Here is a 17,483-nt window from a genome sequence, read left to right on the forward strand (position 1 = left end):
TAGGCGGCCGGGGTGAAGCCCGCAGCAGTCAGCAGGCTGGTGCATGTCTCGGCTGGCAGGAATGACAGAAGCCCCCAGTGAGCCGGCTCGGCCGCAAGGTCCAGCCCTATTCGCAGTTCCAGAGCGGTGCCGAGGCTACGGCCGGTCTGCCTTCACATCGATCGGTGCCCAGGGAGCCTTGCGTATCTGCCTGACCCATTGGTTCGCCACCACGCCACGTTGCGGTAGGTGAGCATCCAGAAAGGCGCACAGCGTGCTGCCGGGATTGCTTGCTTGATCACTCAACGACATGGTGGGGCACCCTTCTCGGTTCGCCAGGGTCCTAGGAGTGGGCTGATCTGGGGGTGGTGGGGGGTGGGGGGGTTGGTTAGTTTTTGGGCTGGCCGCTTGTGGTGAGGAGAACCATGCTCCCTGCGGAGGCGTCTGGTCGGGGTGTCGTGGGTGCGGGCGGGGGGAGGGTGGCGCTGGCGCTGCTGTGCGGGTGCCAGCTTCTTCTGGTGGTCGACGCCTCGATCGTGAACATCGCGTTGCCCAGCATTCAGCGGGGGCTCGGGTTCAGCGACGCGGGGCTTTCGTGGGTGGTCAACGCCTACACGCTCACGTTCGGGGGGCTGCTGCTGCTCGGGGGGCGGGCCGGTGATCTACTCGGGCACCGGCGGGTGTTCGCGGCGGGTGTCGGGGTGTTCACCGCCGCCTCGCTGGCCGGGGGGCTCGCGGTCTCGCCGGGGTGGCTGCTGGCGGCTCGGGCGATGCAGGGGGCGGGGGCCGCGCTCGCGGGTCCGGGGTCGTTGGCGCTCATCGCGACCACCTTCCGGGACGCGGAGCGCAGGAGCCGGGCGCTGGCCGCCTTCTCCATGGTCGCGAGTGCGGGGATGGTCGCCGGGCTGGTGCTCGGGGGCGTCCTGACCGCGTGGGCGTCCTGGCGGGCCGTGCTGTTCGTCAACGTGCCGGTGGGGCTCGCGATCGTGCTGCTCGCGTCGCGGGTGGTACGGGAGTCGGCCAGGCAGGAGGGACGGTTCGACGTGGGCGGGGCGGTCGCGTGCACCGGCGGCTCGACGCTCCTGGTGTACGGGTTCATCCGCGCCGCCGAGCAGGGGTGGTCCGGGGCGCTCACGGTGGGCGCCTTCTGCGGGGCGGGGGCGCTGCTGGCGCTGTTCCCGGTGATCGAGGCGCGGGCGCGGCAGCCGATCGTCCCGCTGGGGCTGTTCGCCGACCGGGACCGGGTGGGCGCCTTCCTCATGCGGTTCCTGCTCACGGCGGCCATGAGCGGGATGCTGTTCTTCCTGACGCTCTACGTGCAGGGGGTGCTGGGGTACGGGCCGCTGGCGACGGGGTTCGGGTTCCTGCCGACGACGATCGCGCTGATCGCGGCCAGCCGGGCCGTGCCCGGGCTGCTGCCCCGGTACGGGCCGCGGCCGATCATGGCCGCCGGGACGGTGCTGTGCGCGGCCGGGATGGTGTGGCTGACGCAGGTGCCGCGGGACGGCTCGTACGCCGCGGTGATCCTCGGGCCGGTGCTGCTGTTCGGGGCGGGGACGGGCCTGGTGGCGGTGGCGGCGACGTTCACGGCGATGCGGTCGGTGCCGCCCGGGGAGTCCGGGGCCGCCTCGGCGCTGCTGCAGAGCATGCAGCAGATCGGCGGGTCGCTGGGCGTCGCCGTCCTGGTCACCGTGGACCATGCCGGTTCGTCGAAGGTGGACGGCATGCGGGACGCGTTCACGGCCGGGGTGGCGTTCACCGCCTGCATGCTCCTCGCGCTGGTCGCCTTCCGCGCTCAGGGACGTTCCGGGTCGCAGAGCTGAAGGCGCAGTTCGCAGCTGTAGCGCCGTCCCCCGGCGTCGGGCAGCCACGATTCGTCCAGGTCCGGGAGGAGTTCGGTGAAGACGACGGGGACGTCGTCGCCGGAGGCCGCGCGGGCGCTGCGCAGCAGCGTGGCGAACGAGGACACGTACCGGGGGCCGGTGAGGTCGACGTAGACGGGTTTGACCTCCGTGCCGACCTTGGCGAAGACGCGTTCGGGCATGCCCAGGGAGCGGCGCAGGCGGCGGGCGGCGAGGTACTCGCGGGGGCCGTGCGCGGGCGCGATGCCCGTCCCGCCGACGGTCGTGCGCCAGGTCTCGCGGGCCACGACGAGCCCGTCCAGCGTCAGCCGCGGGTGGTGGGGGCCCGCGCCGGCGAGCTTGAACGCCTCGGCGCCGAGCCAGCCGAACAGCAGCGCGAACACCTCGCGGAGCGGGCACCGGAGCCCGTCCGGTCCGGTGACCTCCAGGGTTCCGGCGTGTTCACGGGTTTCGGCATGCTCGGACACGGTGAGCGCGACCAGCGGCAGGACGCGGGCCGGGTCCGCTCCCGGCGCCGGGGTGAAGGCGAGCTGGCGGTCGGTGGCCCCGAGGACGGGGGCGATGCGCGCGGTGTACTGGGGCCACCAGGTCGGGTACAGCGGCCGGAACTGGGGGCCGATGTCCTCGGCGGCCGCGGCGCGCAGCCGGGGCGGGTCGGGGTGCCGGTCGGCGAAGACGGCGCAGTCGAGGGTCGGCCACGCCGTGTGCATCTCGCCGAGGACGAGGGTGAACTCCCCCGCCGCCATCGCCTCGGGGCCGGCCGCGCCGAGGCACAGGTCGGGGCTGTGGATGCGGGCCCCCGCCCAGCCGGGACGCTCGGCGGCGAACAGCCGGGCGGCGGGCTCCTCCAGGTCGGCGGCGGTGAAGGCGAGGCGGCGCTCGCCCTGCGCGTCGTCCAGGCCGAACAGCGCGTTCCAGCGGCGGGCGAACTCGGCGGCGACCGCGTCCGCCGGGCGGTCGCGCCCGGTCAGCAGTGCCTGGGCGGCGTCCCAGAACGCCGGCATCGGCACGCCGCCGGCGCCCGGTTCGAGCAGGTCGCGGTACAGATCGCGGAACGCGGCGTCGTAGGCGTCCGCGAGGGTGGCCGACAGCCATCGCGCGGCGGGCAGGAGGACGGACCCGAACGGGCCGGCGAGCGCGTCCAGGAGCGGGCGGCCGAACGTGACGTCCAGGTCGCGGACGGTGTCCTCGTAGCAGAGCCGCCGTCCCGCGTACATCTGCCCGCTGCGCCGCTCCGGGTCCGCCCCGGTGACGGCGGTGAACTCGGTGTCCAGGCGTTCCAGCGCGGCGGCCAGGGCGACGGCGTCGCCTGCTGCGGCGGCCACGGACGCGCGGGCCCGGTCGAGCCGGGCGAGTCCGGCCAGGGCCCGGTCCCGGGCCCGCGGCTCGGCGATCGCGTCGAGGGTCTCGCGGAGTACCTGTTCCGCCCTCGGGTTGTACGGCATGTTCACGCCCCGCCAGACGATTCCGTCGTCGACCAGCCGCTCCAGGGCGGTGGCCAGGTGCGGGCCGGGGGCGATCTCGGCCGCGGCCCGGGTGCCGTCGCAGCGGGACAGCACCTCGGCTTCGGCGGCGGTCAGGGGACGCGGGTCCGCCCCCGGCCTCAGGACGCGTTCTCCGTCGGCGAGCAGATGCGGGTGGACGCCGGCGGGCAGCCACGGCGCCACGTCCGGGTCGTCCAGGAGCGCGGCGACGTACGCCTCCAGCGCCCAGAACTCGTAGTCGACCCTGCGGGACCGCACCAGTCCCCCGCCGGGCCGCGCCTCGACGGCGTCCGCCGCCTCGGGGTCGAGGGTGCCCCAGGCGACGGGGCCGAAGAACCCGGCGGTGTCGTTCTTGCCGCAGTAGCGCTGCCAGTAGCGGACGAGGGTGTTCTCGCGCTCCCGCCGCTTCTTGCGCTCCAGCCTCGGGTTCTTCCCCGGCCGGGCGTCCGGGCCGTCGGCGAGACGTGCCAAATGCGTCGCGGCGGCGGGGTTCTGCCACGTCACCGCCTCGCGGAAGAGCGGGTCGGCGGCGATCTTCGCGGCGGCGCGGGCCGCGTCCGCCAATGCGGCGTCCATGGCCTGCGCGAATTCGGTTTCGCCGGTGGCGCCGTCGAGAAAGGCGTCGGCGGTCGCGGCGCATTCCGGCGCCGCGAAAAGCGCGAGTCCGTCCGCGGGGAATCCGGTGGAGCGGATCAGCACATCTCGCCAAACCGACCATCGCGTTCCGGGTAGCCGCACCGAGTGCCGTCCGTCGCCCACCGAGATCTCCCTCCGCCACCGGAAACGGCTCTCGCCCCGCAAAGAAGATCAACATAATGTGTGATGAGTTTGCCGTCACCCTCCCGGAGGTCCGCACATGCGCTGCGACGGTCTGTTCCTCGCCGGGCTCGCCCACCGGATCCCCGAGGCCGTGGACGTGGACGGGGCGGTGGACGGCGGCCGCTACGACGCCGAAGACCGGAGGGCCGACGGATACGCCTCCGTCGCGGTCGCCACGGGCGAGGCCCCGCCGGAGATGGCGGCCGCGGCGGCGCGCCGCGCGCTGGACCGGTCCGGGATCCCGCCGTCGGACGTCGCGCTCCTGCTGCACGCGTCGGCCTGGTTCCAGGGCGTCGACTACTGGCCGGCCGCCTCGTACGTGCACCGCGAGGTCCTCGGCGACGACGGCCGGCGGGCGCCCGCGCTGGACGTCCAGCAGATGTGCGCGGGGGCCATCGGCGCGCTGGAGCTGGCCGCCTCCTACCTGGCCGCCGACGCCTCCCGCGCGTCCGCCCTGGTCACGACCGCGGACCGGTTCGCCGACCCCGGGTTCGACCGGTGGCGCGGGGACGTGCGCGGCATCGTCTACGGGGACGGCGCGGCCGCCGCGGTGCTCGCCCGGGACGGCTTCGCCCGGCTGCTGGCCGTCTCGACGGTCGTCGACACCGCGCTGGAGGGGATGTACCGGGGCGACGAGCCGTTCGCCTCCGCGCCCGGCCGCCCGGTGGACGTGCGCGCGCGCCGCGCCGCGTTCGCCGTGCACGCCAGGGCGCTGGTGGGGAGCCTCGGGGGGCGGACCGCCTCCGGCCTGGCCGAGGCCGTCGGCCGGACGCTGGACGAGGCCGGGCTGAAGATCGCCGACGTCTCCCGGTTCGCGTTCCCCAACGTCGGCCTGCACGTGCTGCGCACCCGGTACGCCGAGCCGCTCGGCCTGGACGTGGAGCGCACCACGTGGGACTGGGGCCGCCGGACCGGGCACGTCGGCGCGGCCGACCAGCTCACCGGCCTGACCCATCTGGTGGAGTCCGGGCTGGTGGGGCCGGGCGACCGGGTGCTGCTGGTCGGGATCGGCGCCGGGTTCGCCTGGACGTGCGCCGCCGTCGAGATGATCCGGCGTCCCGCCTGGGGCGGCTGACCCCGCCGCTCCCCATGTCAGGCGCTCGCCGAGCGTCCCGACCAGCGTGCCCGCCGATATTGCGGAGCGCTGGTCGCCCCCGCCATCGCGACCTCGCTCTGTTATGTCATGACGTCACAAAAAGACGAATCAATCCTGATTCACTCGTGATGGTTCCACTTTACGAAAGATCATGTTTTTATGTTCCCGACCAGCTTGTGCCGGTACACCCCGGAAGGTCGCGGTTTGCCAATGAAGGTGCTTTACATCACCGGTTGGTGTCGCAGCGGCAGCACCATGCTGGGCAACGTCCTCGCCGAGGTCCCGGGGATCGTGCACGTCGGCGAACTGCGTTTCCTCTGGCTGAACGGGGTTCTCGGAACGGGCAGCAACGGCAGGTGCGGCTGCGGGCTCGGCCACCGCGAATGCCCGTTCTGGTCCGAGGTGCTGGAGGAGGTCCGCCCGCGCGGGACGTCCCTCGAACGGCACGCCGCCGAGGTCGTCGCCTGGCAGGAGGCGTACCGGACCCGGCACACCTGGCGGGTGCTGCGCGACCCGCCGCGCGACGGGTGGCCGGACGTGCTCGCCGCCGCCTACCGCGCCGTCGCCCGGGTCTCGGGGGCGCGCGTGATCGTCGACAGCTCCAAGTTCGCCTCGGACGCCGCGCTGCTGGCGTCCCTGCCGGGCGTCGAGGGCCGCTACGTCCACCTGATCCGCGATCCGCGCGCGGTGGCCTGGTCGTGGCTGCGGCCCAAGGCGTACACGGGCCGCCGGTCCGCGCTGAACAGCACCTGGCACTGGACCGGCTTCAACCTGGCGGCCGAGGCGGTCGGCCGCGCGAACCGGGACCGCTCGCTGCACATGCGCTACGAGGCCCTCGTCCGCAGCCCCCGCGCCGCCGTCGGCGCCATCCTCGACCTGCTCGGCCACGAGGGGCCGAACCCCGTCGGCGCCGACGGGACGGTCGAGCTCGGCGGCAACCACACGGTCACCGGCAACCCCGACCGGTTCGGACGCGGCCGGACCCGGATCGAGGAGGACCGCAGGTGGCACGCCGCGCTCCCCCGCCCCCAGCGTTCCGCGACCACGCTCATGGCGCTCCCGCTGCTGCACCGGTACGGCTACGAGAAGAGGGCGTGAGGTGGACCTCGGACTGGACGGGAAGGTGGCCCTGGTCGCGGGCGGGTCGGCGGGCATCGGGCTCGCGATCGCCCGCGACCTGGTGCGCGAGGGCGCCGCGGTGTCGATCGCGGGCCGCGACCCCGGCAGGCTGGCCAAGGCCCGCGACGCGATCCGCGCGGACCTCGGCGCGGACGTCGGCACCCGCGCTCTGGACGTGCGCGACACCGAGGCGGCGCGGGCCTGGGTCGACGACGCCGCGTCCCGGCACGGGGCCGTCCACATCATGGTCACCAACGCGGCCGGGCCGCCCGCCGGGCCGACCGGGGCGTTCGGCCCGGACGACTACCGCGCCGCCCTCGACCTCGCGATGGTCTCCCACATCGGGCTCGCGCAGGCGGCGCTTCCGCACCTGCGGGAGGCCGGCTGGGGCCGGATCCTGATGGTCACCAGCGAGACGATCCGCGACCTCATCCCCGCGTTCGCGCTCTCGGGGATCGTGCGGACCGGGCTGGTCGGCTACGCCAAGACACTGGTGCACGAGCTCGGCCCCGGGGACATCACCGTCAACGTCCTCGCGCCCGGGTACACCGCGACGGACGCGCTTCTGTCCGGCATCACCGGCGAGCCCGGGGCGGAGACCGCCCGCGTCGCGCGGGAGGCGGGCATCCCGCTCGGCCGGGTCGCCCGGCCGGAGGAGGTCGCGGCGGCCGGGGTGTTCCTGCTGAGCGCCCGCGCGAGCTTCGTCACCGGCACCGTCCAGGTCGTCGACGGCGGCCGTTCCCTGGGGGTCTGACCATGTCCGATCTGCCCGTGTCCGACGTGCGCATGATGCTGGACGATCCCGAGCTGACCCGGCGCAGCCCGGGCGAGGAGTTCGCGCTCGCCCACGCCCGGCACGGGCCGGACGCGGCGGTCGAGCTGCGCGCCTCCATCAGCGACCTGTTCCCGCCGGCCAAGCGCCGTCCCCGCCTCACCGTCCGGCACCTGCTCCGCAAGGCCGTCGTCGACGCCGACGAGGTCACCGTCTTCACCGAGCGGGCCGAGAACACCTCGCCGGACGACGCCGCCCCGGAGTGGGAGTTCGAGGTCGGCTCCGCGGCGGTCCGGACGCAGGTCGTGCGGGCCTCGGTGCCGGTGCCCAAGGAAATCCTCGCCGATCCCGCCGCGCTCGCCGCGTTCGTCGACTACCGGTTGCTGGTGCGGCTCGGCACGGCGGAGAACGACGTCCTGCTCAACGGGACCGGGCCGATCCAGGGCCTGCTGCGCGTCCCGGGCCTGCGGGAACGGCCCGCCGACCCGGCGGACGGCGGTTCCGCGGCCCGGACGCTGCTCGCGACGGCGGCGCTGTGCGAGTGGTACGGCGGATCCGCGGACGGGATCGTCATGCACCCCGACGACTGGTGGCCGCTCGTGGCGGACGGCGCGTTCCTGGAACGGCTCGCCGTGCAGGGCGTCAAGGTCAGCAGGACCCGCATGGTGCCCGCGGGGACGGCCCTGGTCGGCGACTTCACCGCCGCCGCGACGCTGCTCGACCGCCGGTCCTCGACGATCAGGCTGGACGGGGACGCGCTGGTGGCCGAGATCCGCGAGGGCCTCGCCGTCCACCTGCCCGGCCATTTCGTGCTCGCCTCGCTTCCCGGCGGGCGCTGATGGGCGCGCCGGCACCGGCCGGTCCGCCGGCGGACCCGGCGGAGGTCGCCCACCGGGTCCGCGAGCACATCGTGCGGATGTGCGCCGGGCCGGAGGGCGGCCACCTCGGCGGGTCGATGTCGCTGGTGGAGATCCTCACCCTGCTGTACTTCGAGGTGATGCGGGTCGATCCGCGCCGTCCCGCCGCGCTGGAGCGTGACATCCTCATCCTCAGCAAGGGGCACGGCGCGATGTGCCTGTACGCGGTGCTGGCCGAGCGGGGCTTCCTCCCCGTCGCGGAACTGGCCGAGTACTCCCGGCCGGGCAGCCGGCTGATGGGCCATCCGGTCCGCGCCGTGCCCGGGGTGGAGATGCCGACCGGGTCGCTCGGGCACGGGCTCGCGCTCGCCAACGGGTTCGCGGTCGCCGACCGGGGCCGCCGCTGCTTCGCCGTCCTCGGGGACGGCGAGCTGCAGGAAGGCTCCGTGTGGGAGGCGGCCATGGCCTCCGCCGCGCTCGGCCTCGGCAACCTGACGGCCGTCGTCGACCGCAACCGCCTCCAGATCACCGGCCCCACCGAGGACGCGGTCGGGCTGGAGCCGCTGGCGGACCGCTGGCGCAGCTTCGGCTGGACGGTGCGCGAGGCCGACGGCCACGACTTCGGCGCGCTGCGCGAGGCGCTCTCCCCCACCGGGGACGGGCCCCCGACGGTGGTCATCGCCCGAACGGTCAAGGGGCGTGGCCTGCCGTCGCTGGAGGCGAAGACGCGCAGCCACTACGCCAGGCTGAGCGGCCGCCAGGCCGAGCGGTCCCTGGCCGTGCTCCAGGCCCGGCGCAGGCGGACCGTCTCATGACGGCCGGCCGCGCACCGGAGACACCCCGGCCGCGCTCCGCGCGGGAGGTGTACCGCGACCTGCTGCCGGAGCTGATGCGCGCCGACGACCGCCTGTACTGCCTGGACAGCGACACCGGGCTGTTCGAGGCGGCCGCGTTCGCCGGCGTCCCCGGCCGCTACCTCAACCTCGGCATCGCCGAGCACAGCCTGATGGGCACCGCCGCGGGCCTGGCCGCCAGCGGGAAGGTCCCGTTCGTCACGACGATGGCGACCTTCGCCGCGACCCGCGCGCTGGAGGCCATCAAGATCGACATCGCGTACAACGCGCTGCCGGTCCGCATCGTCGCCACCCACGGCGGGCTCGCCGCGGGGCATCTCGGCCCGACCCACCACGCGCTGGAGGACCTGGCCGTCATGCGGGCGATGCCCGGCTTCACCGTGGTCGTCCCGGGGGACGCGGGGCAGGCGGGCGAGGCCGTCCGGCAGAGCGCGGCGCTGCCCGGCCCCGTCTACGTCCGGCTCGGCCGCTCGGCCACCCCCGACCTGGACGGCGCGTCGCCCGGCGGCGGCCCGTTCGAGATCGGACGGGCCCAGTGGCTGCGGCGCGGCGGGGACGTGGCGATCGTCGCCTGCGGGCCGCACCCGGTGCTGGCGGCGGTGCGCGCCGCCGACCGGCTCGCCGAGGGGGGCGTGCGGGCCGCCGTCCTCAACCTGCACACGCTGCGCCCGCTCGACACGGCGGCCGTCGTCGCGGCGGCCGAGGGCACCGCGGGCGTCGTCACCGTCGAGGAGCACTGGCGCTCGGGCGGCCTCGGCGGCGCCGTCGCCGAGACCCTCGCCGAGCACGCGCCGGCCCGGGTGGCGCGGGTCGGCATGCCCGACACGTTCGCCGAGCGCGCGGGCGGCCAGGAGGACCTGCTCGACCGGTACGGCATCACGGCGGGCGCGGTCGCCGCCGCGGCGCTGACCCTGACCAGCGGAACCCATGGAGGTGGCACGCATGACCCAGACCTGTCCAGAGTGTGAGGGCCCGGTCCAGCTCGCCGAGCCGGTCCGGCTCAGCGAGGTCGCGCAGTGCGCCGACTGCTCCAGCGAGCTGGAGGTCGTCGGCCTGGACCCGGTGACCCTCGCGCTCGCCCCCGAGATCGAGGAGGACTGGGGCGAGTGAGGCCGGTGGCCGTGCTGGCCTCCCGGGTGCGGTACGAGGAGAAGCGCATCTTCGCCGCGCTGGAGCGCCGCGGGGTGCCGTACGCGCACGTGGACACCCGCCGGTTCAGCTCCGAACTCGGCGGTGGGGCGCCGGGAGGCGGGGCGGCGGGCGCCGGGCCGCGGTACGCGGCGGCGCTGAACCGGGAGATCTCCCACAGCCGCGCCCTCTACGCGTCGATGATCCTGGAGGCGCGCGGCGTACCGACGGTCAACCGGTCGGACGTGATCGCCGTCTGCGGCGACAAGCTGCGCACCTCCCTGGAACTGGAGCGCGCCGGCGTCCCCTCCCCGCGCACGGCGGTCGCGCTCACCCCGGACGAGGGCGCCGAGGCCGCCGAGCGGCTGGGCTTCCCCGTGGTGATCAAACCGCTGACGGGGTCGTGGGGACGGCTCGCGGCGGCGGTGCGCGACCGGGAGGCGGCGCAGGCCGTCCTGGAGCACCGGGCCGCCCTGCCCTCACCGCTCCAGCACATCGTCTACCTGCAGGAACTCGTCGACAAACCGGGACGCGACATCCGGGTGATCGTGGCCGGGGAGACGGTCGTGGGCGCGACGTACCGCTACGCGGACGGCTGGCGCACCAACGCCGCCCGGGGCGCGCGATCCGAGCCCTGCCCGCTCACGTCCGCGCTGGTCGAGCCGGCGATGCGGGCCGCGCGGGCCGTGGGCGGCGGGATCCTGGGCGTCGACCTGATCGAGGGGCCCGGGGGGCCGCTCGTCTTGGAGGTCAACCACAACGTCGAGTTCCGCGGGTTCCAGGACGCGCACGGCGAGGCCGTGGACGTCGCGGACGCGATCGTCGCCCACGTGCTGGAGGCGGCATGATCCGGGTCGGCGTCGCGGGCGCCGCCGGATACCTCGGCGGCGAGCTGCTGCGGCTGCTCATCGGCCATCCGGGGACGGAGGTCGCGCACGCGGTCTCGACCAGGTTCCCCGGCCGCCGCGTGGACTCCGTCCACCCCAACCTGCGGGCCCAGACCGACCTGCTGTTCAGTGCCCCGGACGAGCTCGGCGCCTGCGACGTGCTGCTGACGGCGACCCCGCACAAGGCCACGATGAGCCTGCTGCCCCACTTGCGGGACCGGGCCAAGACGGTCATCGACCTCTCGGGCGACTTCCGCGACCCCGATCCCGCCGTCTACGAGCGGTACTACGGCGTCCCGCACACCGCGCCCGAACTGCTCGGCGCGTTCGTTCCCGGCGTCCCGGAGCTGTTCCGGGCGGAGCTGGCCGAGGCCGACCTCATCAGCGTCCCCGGGTGCATGGCCGCGGCGGCGATCCTCGCGCTGCGCCCCCTGACCGGGCTGATCGGCCCGGACGTGCAGATCGACGCGCGCACCGGGTCGAGCGGGTCGGGCGCCCTCGCCGGGGACGCCAACCTGCACGCCGAACGCAGCGGCGCGCTCCGGGTGTTCGCCCCGGTCCGGCACCGCCACGAGGCGGAGGTGGCGCGGCTGACCGGGCTGAACGCCAGGATGACCGCCACCGGGGTCGAGGCCGTGCGCGGGGTGCAGGTCGTCTGCCACGCCACCGGCACCGCCTCCGCCGACGAGAGGGCCGTCCGCCGCGCCTACCGCGAGAGCTACGCCGGTGAGCCGTTCGTGCGGATCGTCGCGCACCGCGCGGGAACGCACCGGCTCCCCGATCCGAAGCTGCTGTCCGGTTCCAACTACTGCGACGTCGGCTTCGCCGTGGACGGCGACCGGATCACCGCGATCGCCGCGCTGGACAACCTGGTGAAGGGCGGGGCGGGCGCGGCGGTGCAGTGCCTGAACATCCGCACCGGCCAGCCCGAGACCCTGGGCCTGGGGTTCCCCGGCCTGCACCCGGTCTGATGGGGACCGGTCCGAGGGGGATCGTCGTGGTGAAGTGCGGCGGCCAGGTGCCCGCCGAGACGGTGTGCGCCGATCTCGCCGGGCTCGCGGGCCGGGCCGTCCTCGTGCACGGCGGCGCCGCCGACGTCGACCGGCTCGCCGGAGACCTCGGCGTGCCCGCCCGCACCCTCGTCTCGCCGAGCGGCGTGACCAGCCGGTACACCGACCCGGCCATGCTGGAGGTGCTCACGCTGGCGCTCGCCGGGCGGGTCAAGCCTCGGCTGCTGCGCGCCCTGGCCGCCGGCGGCGTCCCGGCCGTCGGACTGACGGGGCTGGACGGCGGGCTGCTGCGAGCACGGCGCAAGCCCGCGCAGCGCACCGTGCGCGACGGCCGCACCGTCATCGTCCGCGACGACCACAGCGGACGGCTCACCGGCGTCCGGCCACGGGTGCTGAACGTGCTGGTCGGCGCCGGGTTCGTCCCCGTGGTGTCGCCGCCCGCGCTGGGCGAGGACGGCGCGCCGGTGAACGTGGACGCCGACCGGGTCGCGGCGGCGGTCGCGGGCGCGCTGCGCGCCGAGCGGCTGGTCCTGCTGACCGCGGCGCCGGGCGTGCTGCTCGATCCGTCCGATGAAGGCTCCCTGCTCGACCGCTGCCCGCTCCCGCGCGAGGGGCCCGTCCCCCACGCGGCCAGCGGCGGCATGCACCGCAAGCTCATCGCCTCCCGCGAGGCCCTGCTCGCGGGCGTCCCCCGTGTGTCGATCGGCGACGGGCGGATCCCCCGCCCCGTCACCGCGGCCCTGGCCGGCGCCGGCACGACTTTGGAGATCACTTGACTTCCTCCTCCGCCCATGAGCGGGGAGTTCCGGCGGTCGCCCGCTGGGTTTCCTGCTTCGCCGACGACCGCCCCGTCCGGGAGGTGTCCCGTTGAGGTCTTACACCGTCTCCACAGGCCGATGCCGCCAGCCCGGCGGCCCTGATGTTGCGCGCGGCGTTCACGTCGCGGTCATGCACAACGCCGCATTCGCACGTCCATTCGCGGAAGTTGAGCGGCAGCTTGGTGCGGACCGTGCCGCAGGTTCCGCACAGCTTGGAGGAGGGGAACCAGCGGTCGATCACGACGAGGTCGCGGCCGTACCAGGCGCACTTGTACTCCAGCATGGAGCGCAGTTCCGCCCACGCCGCATCCGAGATCGCGCGGGCGAGTCTGCGGTTCTTCAGAAGGTTGCGGACCGCGAGGTCTTCGATCACGACCGTTTGGTTCTCACGGACGAGACGAGTCGACAGCTTGTGCAGGAAGTCGCGGCGCCGATCGGCGATCCGCGCATGCACGCGGGCCACCTTCCGGCGGGCCCTGTCCCGGTTCGCCGAGTCGGGGGCTTTGCGGGCCAGGTTGCGCTGCGCTCTGGCCAGGCGAGCGCGGTCACGACGCTCATGCCGGGGATTGGCGATCTTCTCCCCGGACGACAGAGTCACCAGCGCGGTGATCCCTGCGTCCACCCCCACCAACGCGTCCGTGGCGGGGCCACCGGCGATGGTGTCCTGACACAGCAGGGACACGAACCAGCGGCCCGCTCTATCGCACGACACCGTCGCCGTGCTCGGCTCGGCTCCTTCGGGCAGTGGTCGCGACCAGCGGATGTCCAGCGGCGCCCCCAACTTCGCCAGCGTCAGTCGACCGTCGCGCAAGGTGAAGGCGCTGCGGGTGTACTCGGCCGACGCACGCGACCGCTTGCGCGACTTGAACCGCGGATAGGCAGCCCGCTTGGCGAAGAAGTTGACGAACGCCGTCTGCAGATGCCGCAGCGCCTGCTGCAACGGAACCGACGACACCTCGGCCAGAAAGGCCAGCTCCTCGGTCTTCTTCCACTGCGTCAGCAAGGCCGACGACTGCGCGTAGGAGATCCGGCGCTTCTCGCCGTGCCAGGCGCGGGTGCGCTCCTCCAGCGCCTTGTTGTACACCAACCGCACACAGCCGAACGTGCGCGACAACTCAGCCGCCTGCTCCTCGGTGGGGTAGAAGCGGTACTTGAACGCCCGCCTGACCTGCCGCGCCATGCCCCACGTTCTAGCAGCCTCGCTGCCGACCACTCCGGCGGACGCCGAAACGCCCCAGCTGCTCCGCCCTGCTCCATAGAAGACCGTTTCTTCCCCGGAACGAAGGTCGGGGCATCCATGGAGGAACCCCGATGAGCGGCCCCGTCGACCTGCTGCAGGCCATGCTTTCCATCCCCTCCCCGTCCGGGCGGGAGGACGAGCTTGCGCGGTACCTGGAGAAGGCCATGAACGACCTCGGCATGGCCGCGGGACGCGACGAGGCCGGCAACGTGATCGGCGACATCGGCACCGGCCGGGGGCCCGTGGTGATGCTGCTCGGCCACCTCGACACCGTCGACCGGCCGCTGCCCGCGCGGCGCGAGGGCGGCCGCCTCGTCGGCCGGGGCGCCGCCGACGCCAAGGGGCCGCTCGCCGCGATGATCAGCGCGGCGGCGGCCCGGCCGTCGTTCCCCGGCACGCTGCGGGTCGTGGGCGCGGTGGAGGAGGAGCGGCTGTCGCGGGGCGGCGAGCACCTGGCGCGCACCGTCCCCGCGCCGGACGCGCTGCTCGTCGGGGAGCCGAGCGGCTGGTCGCGGGTGGTGCTCGGCTACAAAGGCAAGATCGACATCGGGTACCGGGTGGCCCGCGCCGCGACGCACTCCACCAACCCCGCCGCCAAGGCCACCGAGGTCGCGGTGGCGTTCTGGCACGACCTGCTGGAGGCGCTCGGCCCCGAGCGCGACCACGGCGCGTTCGGGCTGCCCGCCGCCACCCTGCGCGGCGTCCACGGCGACCTCACCGAGGCGCGGCTCGACATCGACTGCCGCGTCCCGCCCGGGTACGACGCGCAGGCCCTGGCCGCGCGGCTGCGCGCCCGCGCGAACGGCGGCGAGGTCACGATCGTCCGGCACGTCCCGGCGGTGCGGCGCGGGCGGGCCGACCCGGTGGTGCGGGCGGTGTCGGCGGCCATCCGGCGGCACGGCGGGACGCCCAGGCCCACCCTCAAGACGGGCACCTCCGACATGAACACCGTCGCGCCGCACTGGGACGTGCCCATGGCGACGTACGGGCCGGGCGACGGCTCGCTGGACCACTCCGACGAGGAGCACATCGAGATCGCCGAGTTCCTCAAGGGCGTGGACGTGCTCACCACCGCCCTGGACGAACTGGCCGCCACCCTCTGACCCCGGCCGACGCCTATCGCGTCGGCGCGCCGACCCCGGCGGTGAAGGGGCGGCGCCCGCCGGGGGCGCCGGACCGGTTCTCGCCGCCGCTCTCGTAGGGGAAGGCGAACGGAAGGCCGGCGGCGGCCAGCGGGCGCGGGCGGTCCATGAGGTGGAAGTGCAGGTGCGGCTCGGAGGAGTTGCCGGAGTTGCCGACCTCGCCGAGGACGTCCCCCGCCCGGACCCGGTCGCCCTTGGAGACGCGGGGCGAGCCGCGGCGCAGATGGGCGAACACCGCGTACACGCCGCCGCCCAGATCGAGGGTGACGGAGTTGCCGACGACGAACCGTCCCGCCGAAAGGGTCAGCAGCGACAGCAGCTGGCGGAACACCATCCCCTCGACCAACAGGTAGAGGACACCGGGCCAGGAGTTCCGGCTCCAGTGGTCGCGCTGCCATCCGCTCGCCTGGACGACGACGCCGTCGGCCGGTGCGAGGACGTCCCGCCCGAAGGACGGGAACGTGTCCGGGCGCGCCGCGAGGGGCCAGTTCCGCACCGCGCTCCATTCGCCGTCCGGGACGTGGACCAGGTCGATCGCGTAGGTCTGGCCCAGCTCGTGGGTTCCGTGGCTGGGCACCTTGTCGGCGGGGCTGTTGACGGGCACCCAGCGCCCTTCGACCGGGCTGCGCAGGACCACCGGTTCCGCGTCCGAAGGGCCGCTGCGCACGAAGAACAACACGACCCCCACCACGATGAGGGCCGTTCCGAGCCACCAGAGCGCGTCGACGCCGTGCAGGGGCGCTGTGAGTGCCGGCACCAGGCCGAACACGATGAACAGCGTCCTGAAACGTGCGAGTGTCCTGAGCATCGCCCCTCCATCGGGTCGGTCAGCGGCGGGTGGCCGCCAGCACGGTCAGAATCGGCACGACCCGTTCGCCGGGGACGCTGTAGCGCCCGCGCCCGGTGGTGCGGAGCCAGCCGGCCGCGACCAGCTGCCGCAGGTGGTGGTAGAGCTGGCCGGTCGTGCCGAGGCTCTCGTGGTCGGCCAGCTCGGCGGTGGTGCCCGCGCCCCGGAGGATCTCCCGGAGCAGCAGCAGCCGGACGGGGTGCGCCAGCGCGGAGAGCGCCTCGGCGTTCTGCGACCAGTCGTCCGACAGCAGGTCACCGGCGGAATGGCCCTGCTGCCATTCGTAATGCTCCCCGGACGGGAGCGTCACCGAGCCGGTGAACAGCACGGCGCCGGGCTCGGCGGCCCGCTCCTTCAGGGCGTCCAGGGCCCAGAACGCGCCCGCCGGTTCCGGGCGTCCGGCGGCGGGCGCGGCCCCTTCCAGCGCGGCAACGCGCTCTTCCAGGCGCGCGACCCGCTCCGCCAGCGTCTCCTCCGTCATTTCTCCACTATTACGTAAGTACGTAGATTTGACAAACGCCGCGGATCAGTCGGGGGCCGGGCTCGCCAGGGGGCGGGGCGGCCGGTGGCGTGCCAGGTAGGCGCGGTGGTCCCAGTCGTCCAGGAAGCGGGCCGCGGCTTCGCGGCCCGCCGCGTAGAGACGGTCGCGGGCCGCCGGGTCGAGGTCGAAGTCGGTCGCGAGGACGCCGTCGGTGCGGGCGAACATGGTGCGGGCCACGATGGCCGGCTCGTCCATCCGCACCCGGTCGTGCGCCTCCGCCATCGTCGAGACGAGCGCGCGCCCGTACCCGACGGGGCCGCGGACGGCCCGCCACTGCGGGAACACGCCACCGGGAAGCGGGCGCGCCGACAGCTTCACGCCGAACGTCGGCCAGCGGGGCTCGCGGTCCTCCCGGTCGAAGATGGTGATCGGGTAGTTGGAGAGCATCCCGCCGTCCACCTGGACGCAGGCGCGGCCGTCCTTCCGGCAGACGCGGCGCGGCCGGAAGAACACCGGAATGGACGCCGAGGCGCGCACCGCGTCCGCGACGGACTGCTCGTCGGGATCCAGCCCGTACCGTTCGTAGTCCCACGGCAGGCGGACCATCCGCCCGCTGCTGATGTCGGAGACCACGACGACGAGCCTGTAGGCGCGCTCCGGCGGGAGCGCCGAATCGGGGTCGCGCAGTCTCAACTGCCCGAACGTCTCGACCCCGCGTTCCTTCAGCCGCGCGGAGATCCACCGGTGCAGGGCGTCGCCCTTGTGCAGCCCGAGGGTCGTGAGCAGGGACAGGCCCCGCACGACGGCGAAGCGCGAGCCGTCCTGGAACGACCGGTAGTCGAGTCTCCTCATGAGCTCGACCATCTCCGGGACGGGCATCCCCGCCGCCAGCAGCGCTCCGACGATCGCGCCGGCGGACGTCCCCGCGACGCGGGCCGGCGCGCCGAGCCGGTACCCCCGCGCCTGCGTCTCGGCGATCGCGCCGACCAGCGCGATGCCCTTCACGCCGCCGCCCTCCAGCACGAGGTCGGCGCGCGGCACTGCCGAAGATTCCATTGATCTCCCTTCCACCGCGGAGCCCTCCGGGC

17 protein-coding genes are annotated in these 17,483 nt (G+C 74.4%); 12 read left to right on the plus strand and 5 right to left on the minus strand.

Translation table 11 applies throughout. From position 1 onward, the window contains the following. The first annotated feature begins 458 nt into the window (after positions 1-458). Positions 459-1,802 (plus strand): MFS transporter, encoded by a 1,344-nt coding sequence (locus BKA00_RS19965; RefSeq protein WP_221493226.1) that lies wholly within the window; start codon positions 459-461, stop codon positions 1,800-1,802. Here the strand turns inward: BKA00_RS19965 and BKA00_RS19970 are convergent. Further along, positions 1,775-4,024 (minus strand): lantibiotic dehydratase, encoded by a 2,250-nt coding sequence (locus BKA00_RS19970; RefSeq protein ID WP_230298570.1) that lies wholly within the window; start codon positions 4,022-4,024, stop codon positions 1,775-1,777. The two genes, BKA00_RS19965 and BKA00_RS19970, sit on opposite strands and share 28 nt — an antisense overlap. A gap of 157 nt (positions 4,025-4,181) precedes the next feature. Between BKA00_RS19970 and BKA00_RS19975 the strand changes: the two genes are divergently transcribed. The 10 genes from BKA00_RS19975 (at position 4,182) to BKA00_RS20020 (ending at position 12,643) form a co-directional block, all read left to right on the plus strand. Beyond that, entirely contained in the window at positions 4,182-5,219 is a 1,038-nt protein-coding gene (locus BKA00_RS19975; protein ID WP_185027144.1) for a ketoacyl-ACP synthase III family protein, read from the plus strand. 231 nt (positions 5,220-5,450) lie between these two features. Then, complete coding sequence (locus tag BKA00_RS19980; RefSeq protein ID WP_221493228.1) at positions 5,451-6,338, plus strand: sulfotransferase; 888 nt, start codon at positions 5,451-5,453, stop codon at positions 6,336-6,338. Between the two features lies 1 nt (position 6,339). Beyond that, entirely contained in the window at positions 6,340-7,113 is a 774-nt protein-coding gene (locus BKA00_RS19985; protein ID WP_185027148.1) for an SDR family NAD(P)-dependent oxidoreductase, read from the plus strand. Between the two features lie 2 nt (positions 7,114-7,115). Continuing rightward, positions 7,116-7,970, plus strand: coding sequence for a family 3 encapsulin nanocompartment shell protein (locus tag BKA00_RS19990; protein ID WP_185027150.1), 855 nt, complete (start codon positions 7,116-7,118; stop codon positions 7,968-7,970). Next, positions 7,970-8,803: a transketolase gene (locus BKA00_RS19995; protein WP_185027152.1), complete on the plus strand. Its 834-nt coding sequence runs from the start codon at positions 7,970-7,972 to the stop codon at positions 8,801-8,803. Before BKA00_RS19990 ends, BKA00_RS19995 begins: the two co-directional genes overlap by 1 nt. Beyond that, entirely contained in the window at positions 8,800-9,810 is a 1,011-nt protein-coding gene (locus tag BKA00_RS20000; RefSeq protein WP_185027153.1) for a transketolase family protein, read from the plus strand. The genes BKA00_RS19995 and BKA00_RS20000 overlap by 4 nt, the downstream gene beginning before the upstream one ends. After that, positions 9,785-9,952, plus strand: a complete 168-nt coding sequence (lysW, locus tag BKA00_RS20005) for a lysine biosynthesis protein LysW (RefSeq protein WP_185027155.1) — start codon at positions 9,785-9,787, stop codon at positions 9,950-9,952. The genes BKA00_RS20000 and lysW overlap by 26 nt, the downstream gene beginning before the upstream one ends. Beyond that, positions 9,949-10,818: a lysine biosynthesis protein LysX gene (gene lysX, locus BKA00_RS20010; protein ID WP_221493229.1), complete on the plus strand. Its 870-nt coding sequence runs from the start codon at positions 9,949-9,951 to the stop codon at positions 10,816-10,818. The genes lysW and lysX overlap by 4 nt, the downstream gene beginning before the upstream one ends. Continuing rightward, positions 10,815-11,828: an N-acetyl-gamma-glutamyl-phosphate reductase gene (gene argC / locus BKA00_RS20015; protein ID WP_185027157.1), complete on the plus strand. Its 1,014-nt coding sequence runs from the start codon at positions 10,815-10,817 to the stop codon at positions 11,826-11,828. Before lysX ends, argC begins: the two co-directional genes overlap by 4 nt. Continuing rightward, positions 11,828-12,643, plus strand: coding sequence for a [LysW]-aminoadipate kinase (locus BKA00_RS20020; RefSeq protein WP_185027160.1), 816 nt, complete (start codon positions 11,828-11,830; stop codon positions 12,641-12,643). Before argC ends, BKA00_RS20020 begins: the two co-directional genes overlap by 1 nt. Here BKA00_RS20020 and BKA00_RS20025 read toward each other — a convergent pair. Further along, a complete protein-coding gene (locus BKA00_RS20025; protein WP_185027162.1) occupies positions 12,636-13,865 on the minus strand; it encodes an RNA-guided endonuclease InsQ/TnpB family protein in 1,230 nt (409 codons plus the stop codon). The two genes, BKA00_RS20020 and BKA00_RS20025, sit on opposite strands and share 8 nt — an antisense overlap. A gap of 131 nt (positions 13,866-13,996) precedes the next feature. Here BKA00_RS20025 and BKA00_RS20030 point away from each other — a divergent pair, with 131 nt between their 5' ends. Next, positions 13,997-15,028, plus strand: a complete 1,032-nt coding sequence (locus tag BKA00_RS20030; RefSeq protein ID WP_185027164.1) for a M20/M25/M40 family metallo-hydrolase — start codon at positions 13,997-13,999, stop codon at positions 15,026-15,028. Positions 15,029-15,041: 13 nt separating this feature from the next. On the opposite strand, the gene BKA00_RS20035 is transcribed toward BKA00_RS20030, so the two are convergent. Genes BKA00_RS20035 through BKA00_RS20045 form a run of 3 tightly spaced genes read right to left on the minus strand, consistent with a single transcriptional unit; the run spans position 15,042 to position 17,451 of the window. After that, entirely contained in the window at positions 15,042-15,875 is an 834-nt protein-coding gene (locus tag BKA00_RS20035) for a M23 family metallopeptidase (RefSeq protein WP_185027166.1), read from the minus strand. 19 nt (positions 15,876-15,894) lie between these two features. Further along, on the minus strand, positions 15,895-16,395 hold the full coding sequence (locus BKA00_RS20040) for a helix-turn-helix domain-containing protein (RefSeq protein ID WP_185027168.1): 501 nt from the start codon (positions 16,393-16,395) through the stop codon (positions 15,895-15,897). 45 nt (positions 16,396-16,440) lie between these two features. After that, positions 16,441-17,451 carry a patatin-like phospholipase family protein gene (locus tag BKA00_RS20045; protein WP_185027170.1) on the minus strand — a complete coding sequence of 337 codons (1,011 nt, stop codon included), beginning with the start codon at positions 17,449-17,451 and terminating at the stop codon, positions 16,441-16,443. Positions 17,452-17,483 lie beyond the last annotated feature (32 nt).

It is taken from the genome of Actinomadura coerulea (assembly GCF_014208105.1).
Taxonomy (GTDB): Bacteria; Actinomycetota; Actinomycetes; order Streptosporangiales; family Streptosporangiaceae; genus Spirillospora; species Spirillospora coerulea.

What these genes read in the sequence shown, in the direction of transcription:
- BKA00_RS19975 (WP_185027144.1), top strand. Translation starts at nt 4,182, where the DNA reads ATGCGCTGCGACGGTCTGTTCCTCGCCGGGCTCGCCCACCGGATCCCC.
- BKA00_RS19980 (WP_221493228.1), top strand. Translation starts at nt 5,451, where the DNA reads ATGAAGGTGCTTTACATCACCGGTTGGTGTCGCAGCGGCAGCACCATG.
- BKA00_RS19990 (WP_185027150.1), top strand. Translation starts at nt 7,116, where the DNA reads ATGTCCGATCTGCCCGTGTCCGACGTGCGCATGATGCTGGACGATCCC.
- BKA00_RS19995 (WP_185027152.1), top strand. Translation starts at nt 7,970, where the DNA reads ATGGGCGCGCCGGCACCGGCCGGTCCGCCGGCGGACCCGGCGGAGGTC.
- BKA00_RS20000 (WP_185027153.1), top strand. Translation starts at nt 8,800, where the DNA reads ATGACGGCCGGCCGCGCACCGGAGACACCCCGGCCGCGCTCCGCGCGG.
- lysW (WP_185027155.1), top strand. Translation starts at nt 9,785, where the DNA reads ATGACCCAGACCTGTCCAGAGTGTGAGGGCCCGGTCCAGCTCGCCGAG.
- argC (WP_185027157.1), top strand. Translation starts at nt 10,815, where the DNA reads ATGATCCGGGTCGGCGTCGCGGGCGCCGCCGGATACCTCGGCGGCGAG.
- BKA00_RS20020 (WP_185027160.1), top strand. Translation starts at nt 11,828, where the DNA reads ATGGGGACCGGTCCGAGGGGGATCGTCGTGGTGAAGTGCGGCGGCCAG.
- BKA00_RS20025 (WP_185027162.1), bottom strand. Translation starts at nt 13,865, where the DNA reads ATGGCGCGGCAGGTCAGGCGGGCGTTCAAGTACCGCTTCTACCCCACC.
- BKA00_RS20030 (WP_185027164.1), top strand. Translation starts at nt 13,997, where the DNA reads ATGAGCGGCCCCGTCGACCTGCTGCAGGCCATGCTTTCCATCCCCTCC.
- BKA00_RS20035 (WP_185027166.1), bottom strand. Translation starts at nt 15,875, where the DNA reads ATGCTCAGGACACTCGCACGTTTCAGGACGCTGTTCATCGTGTTCGGC.
- BKA00_RS20040 (WP_185027168.1), bottom strand. Translation starts at nt 16,395, where the DNA reads ATGACGGAGGAGACGCTGGCGGAGCGGGTCGCGCGCCTGGAAGAGCGC.
- BKA00_RS20045 (WP_185027170.1), bottom strand. Translation starts at nt 17,451, where the DNA reads ATGGAATCTTCGGCAGTGCCGCGCGCCGACCTCGTGCTGGAGGGCGGC.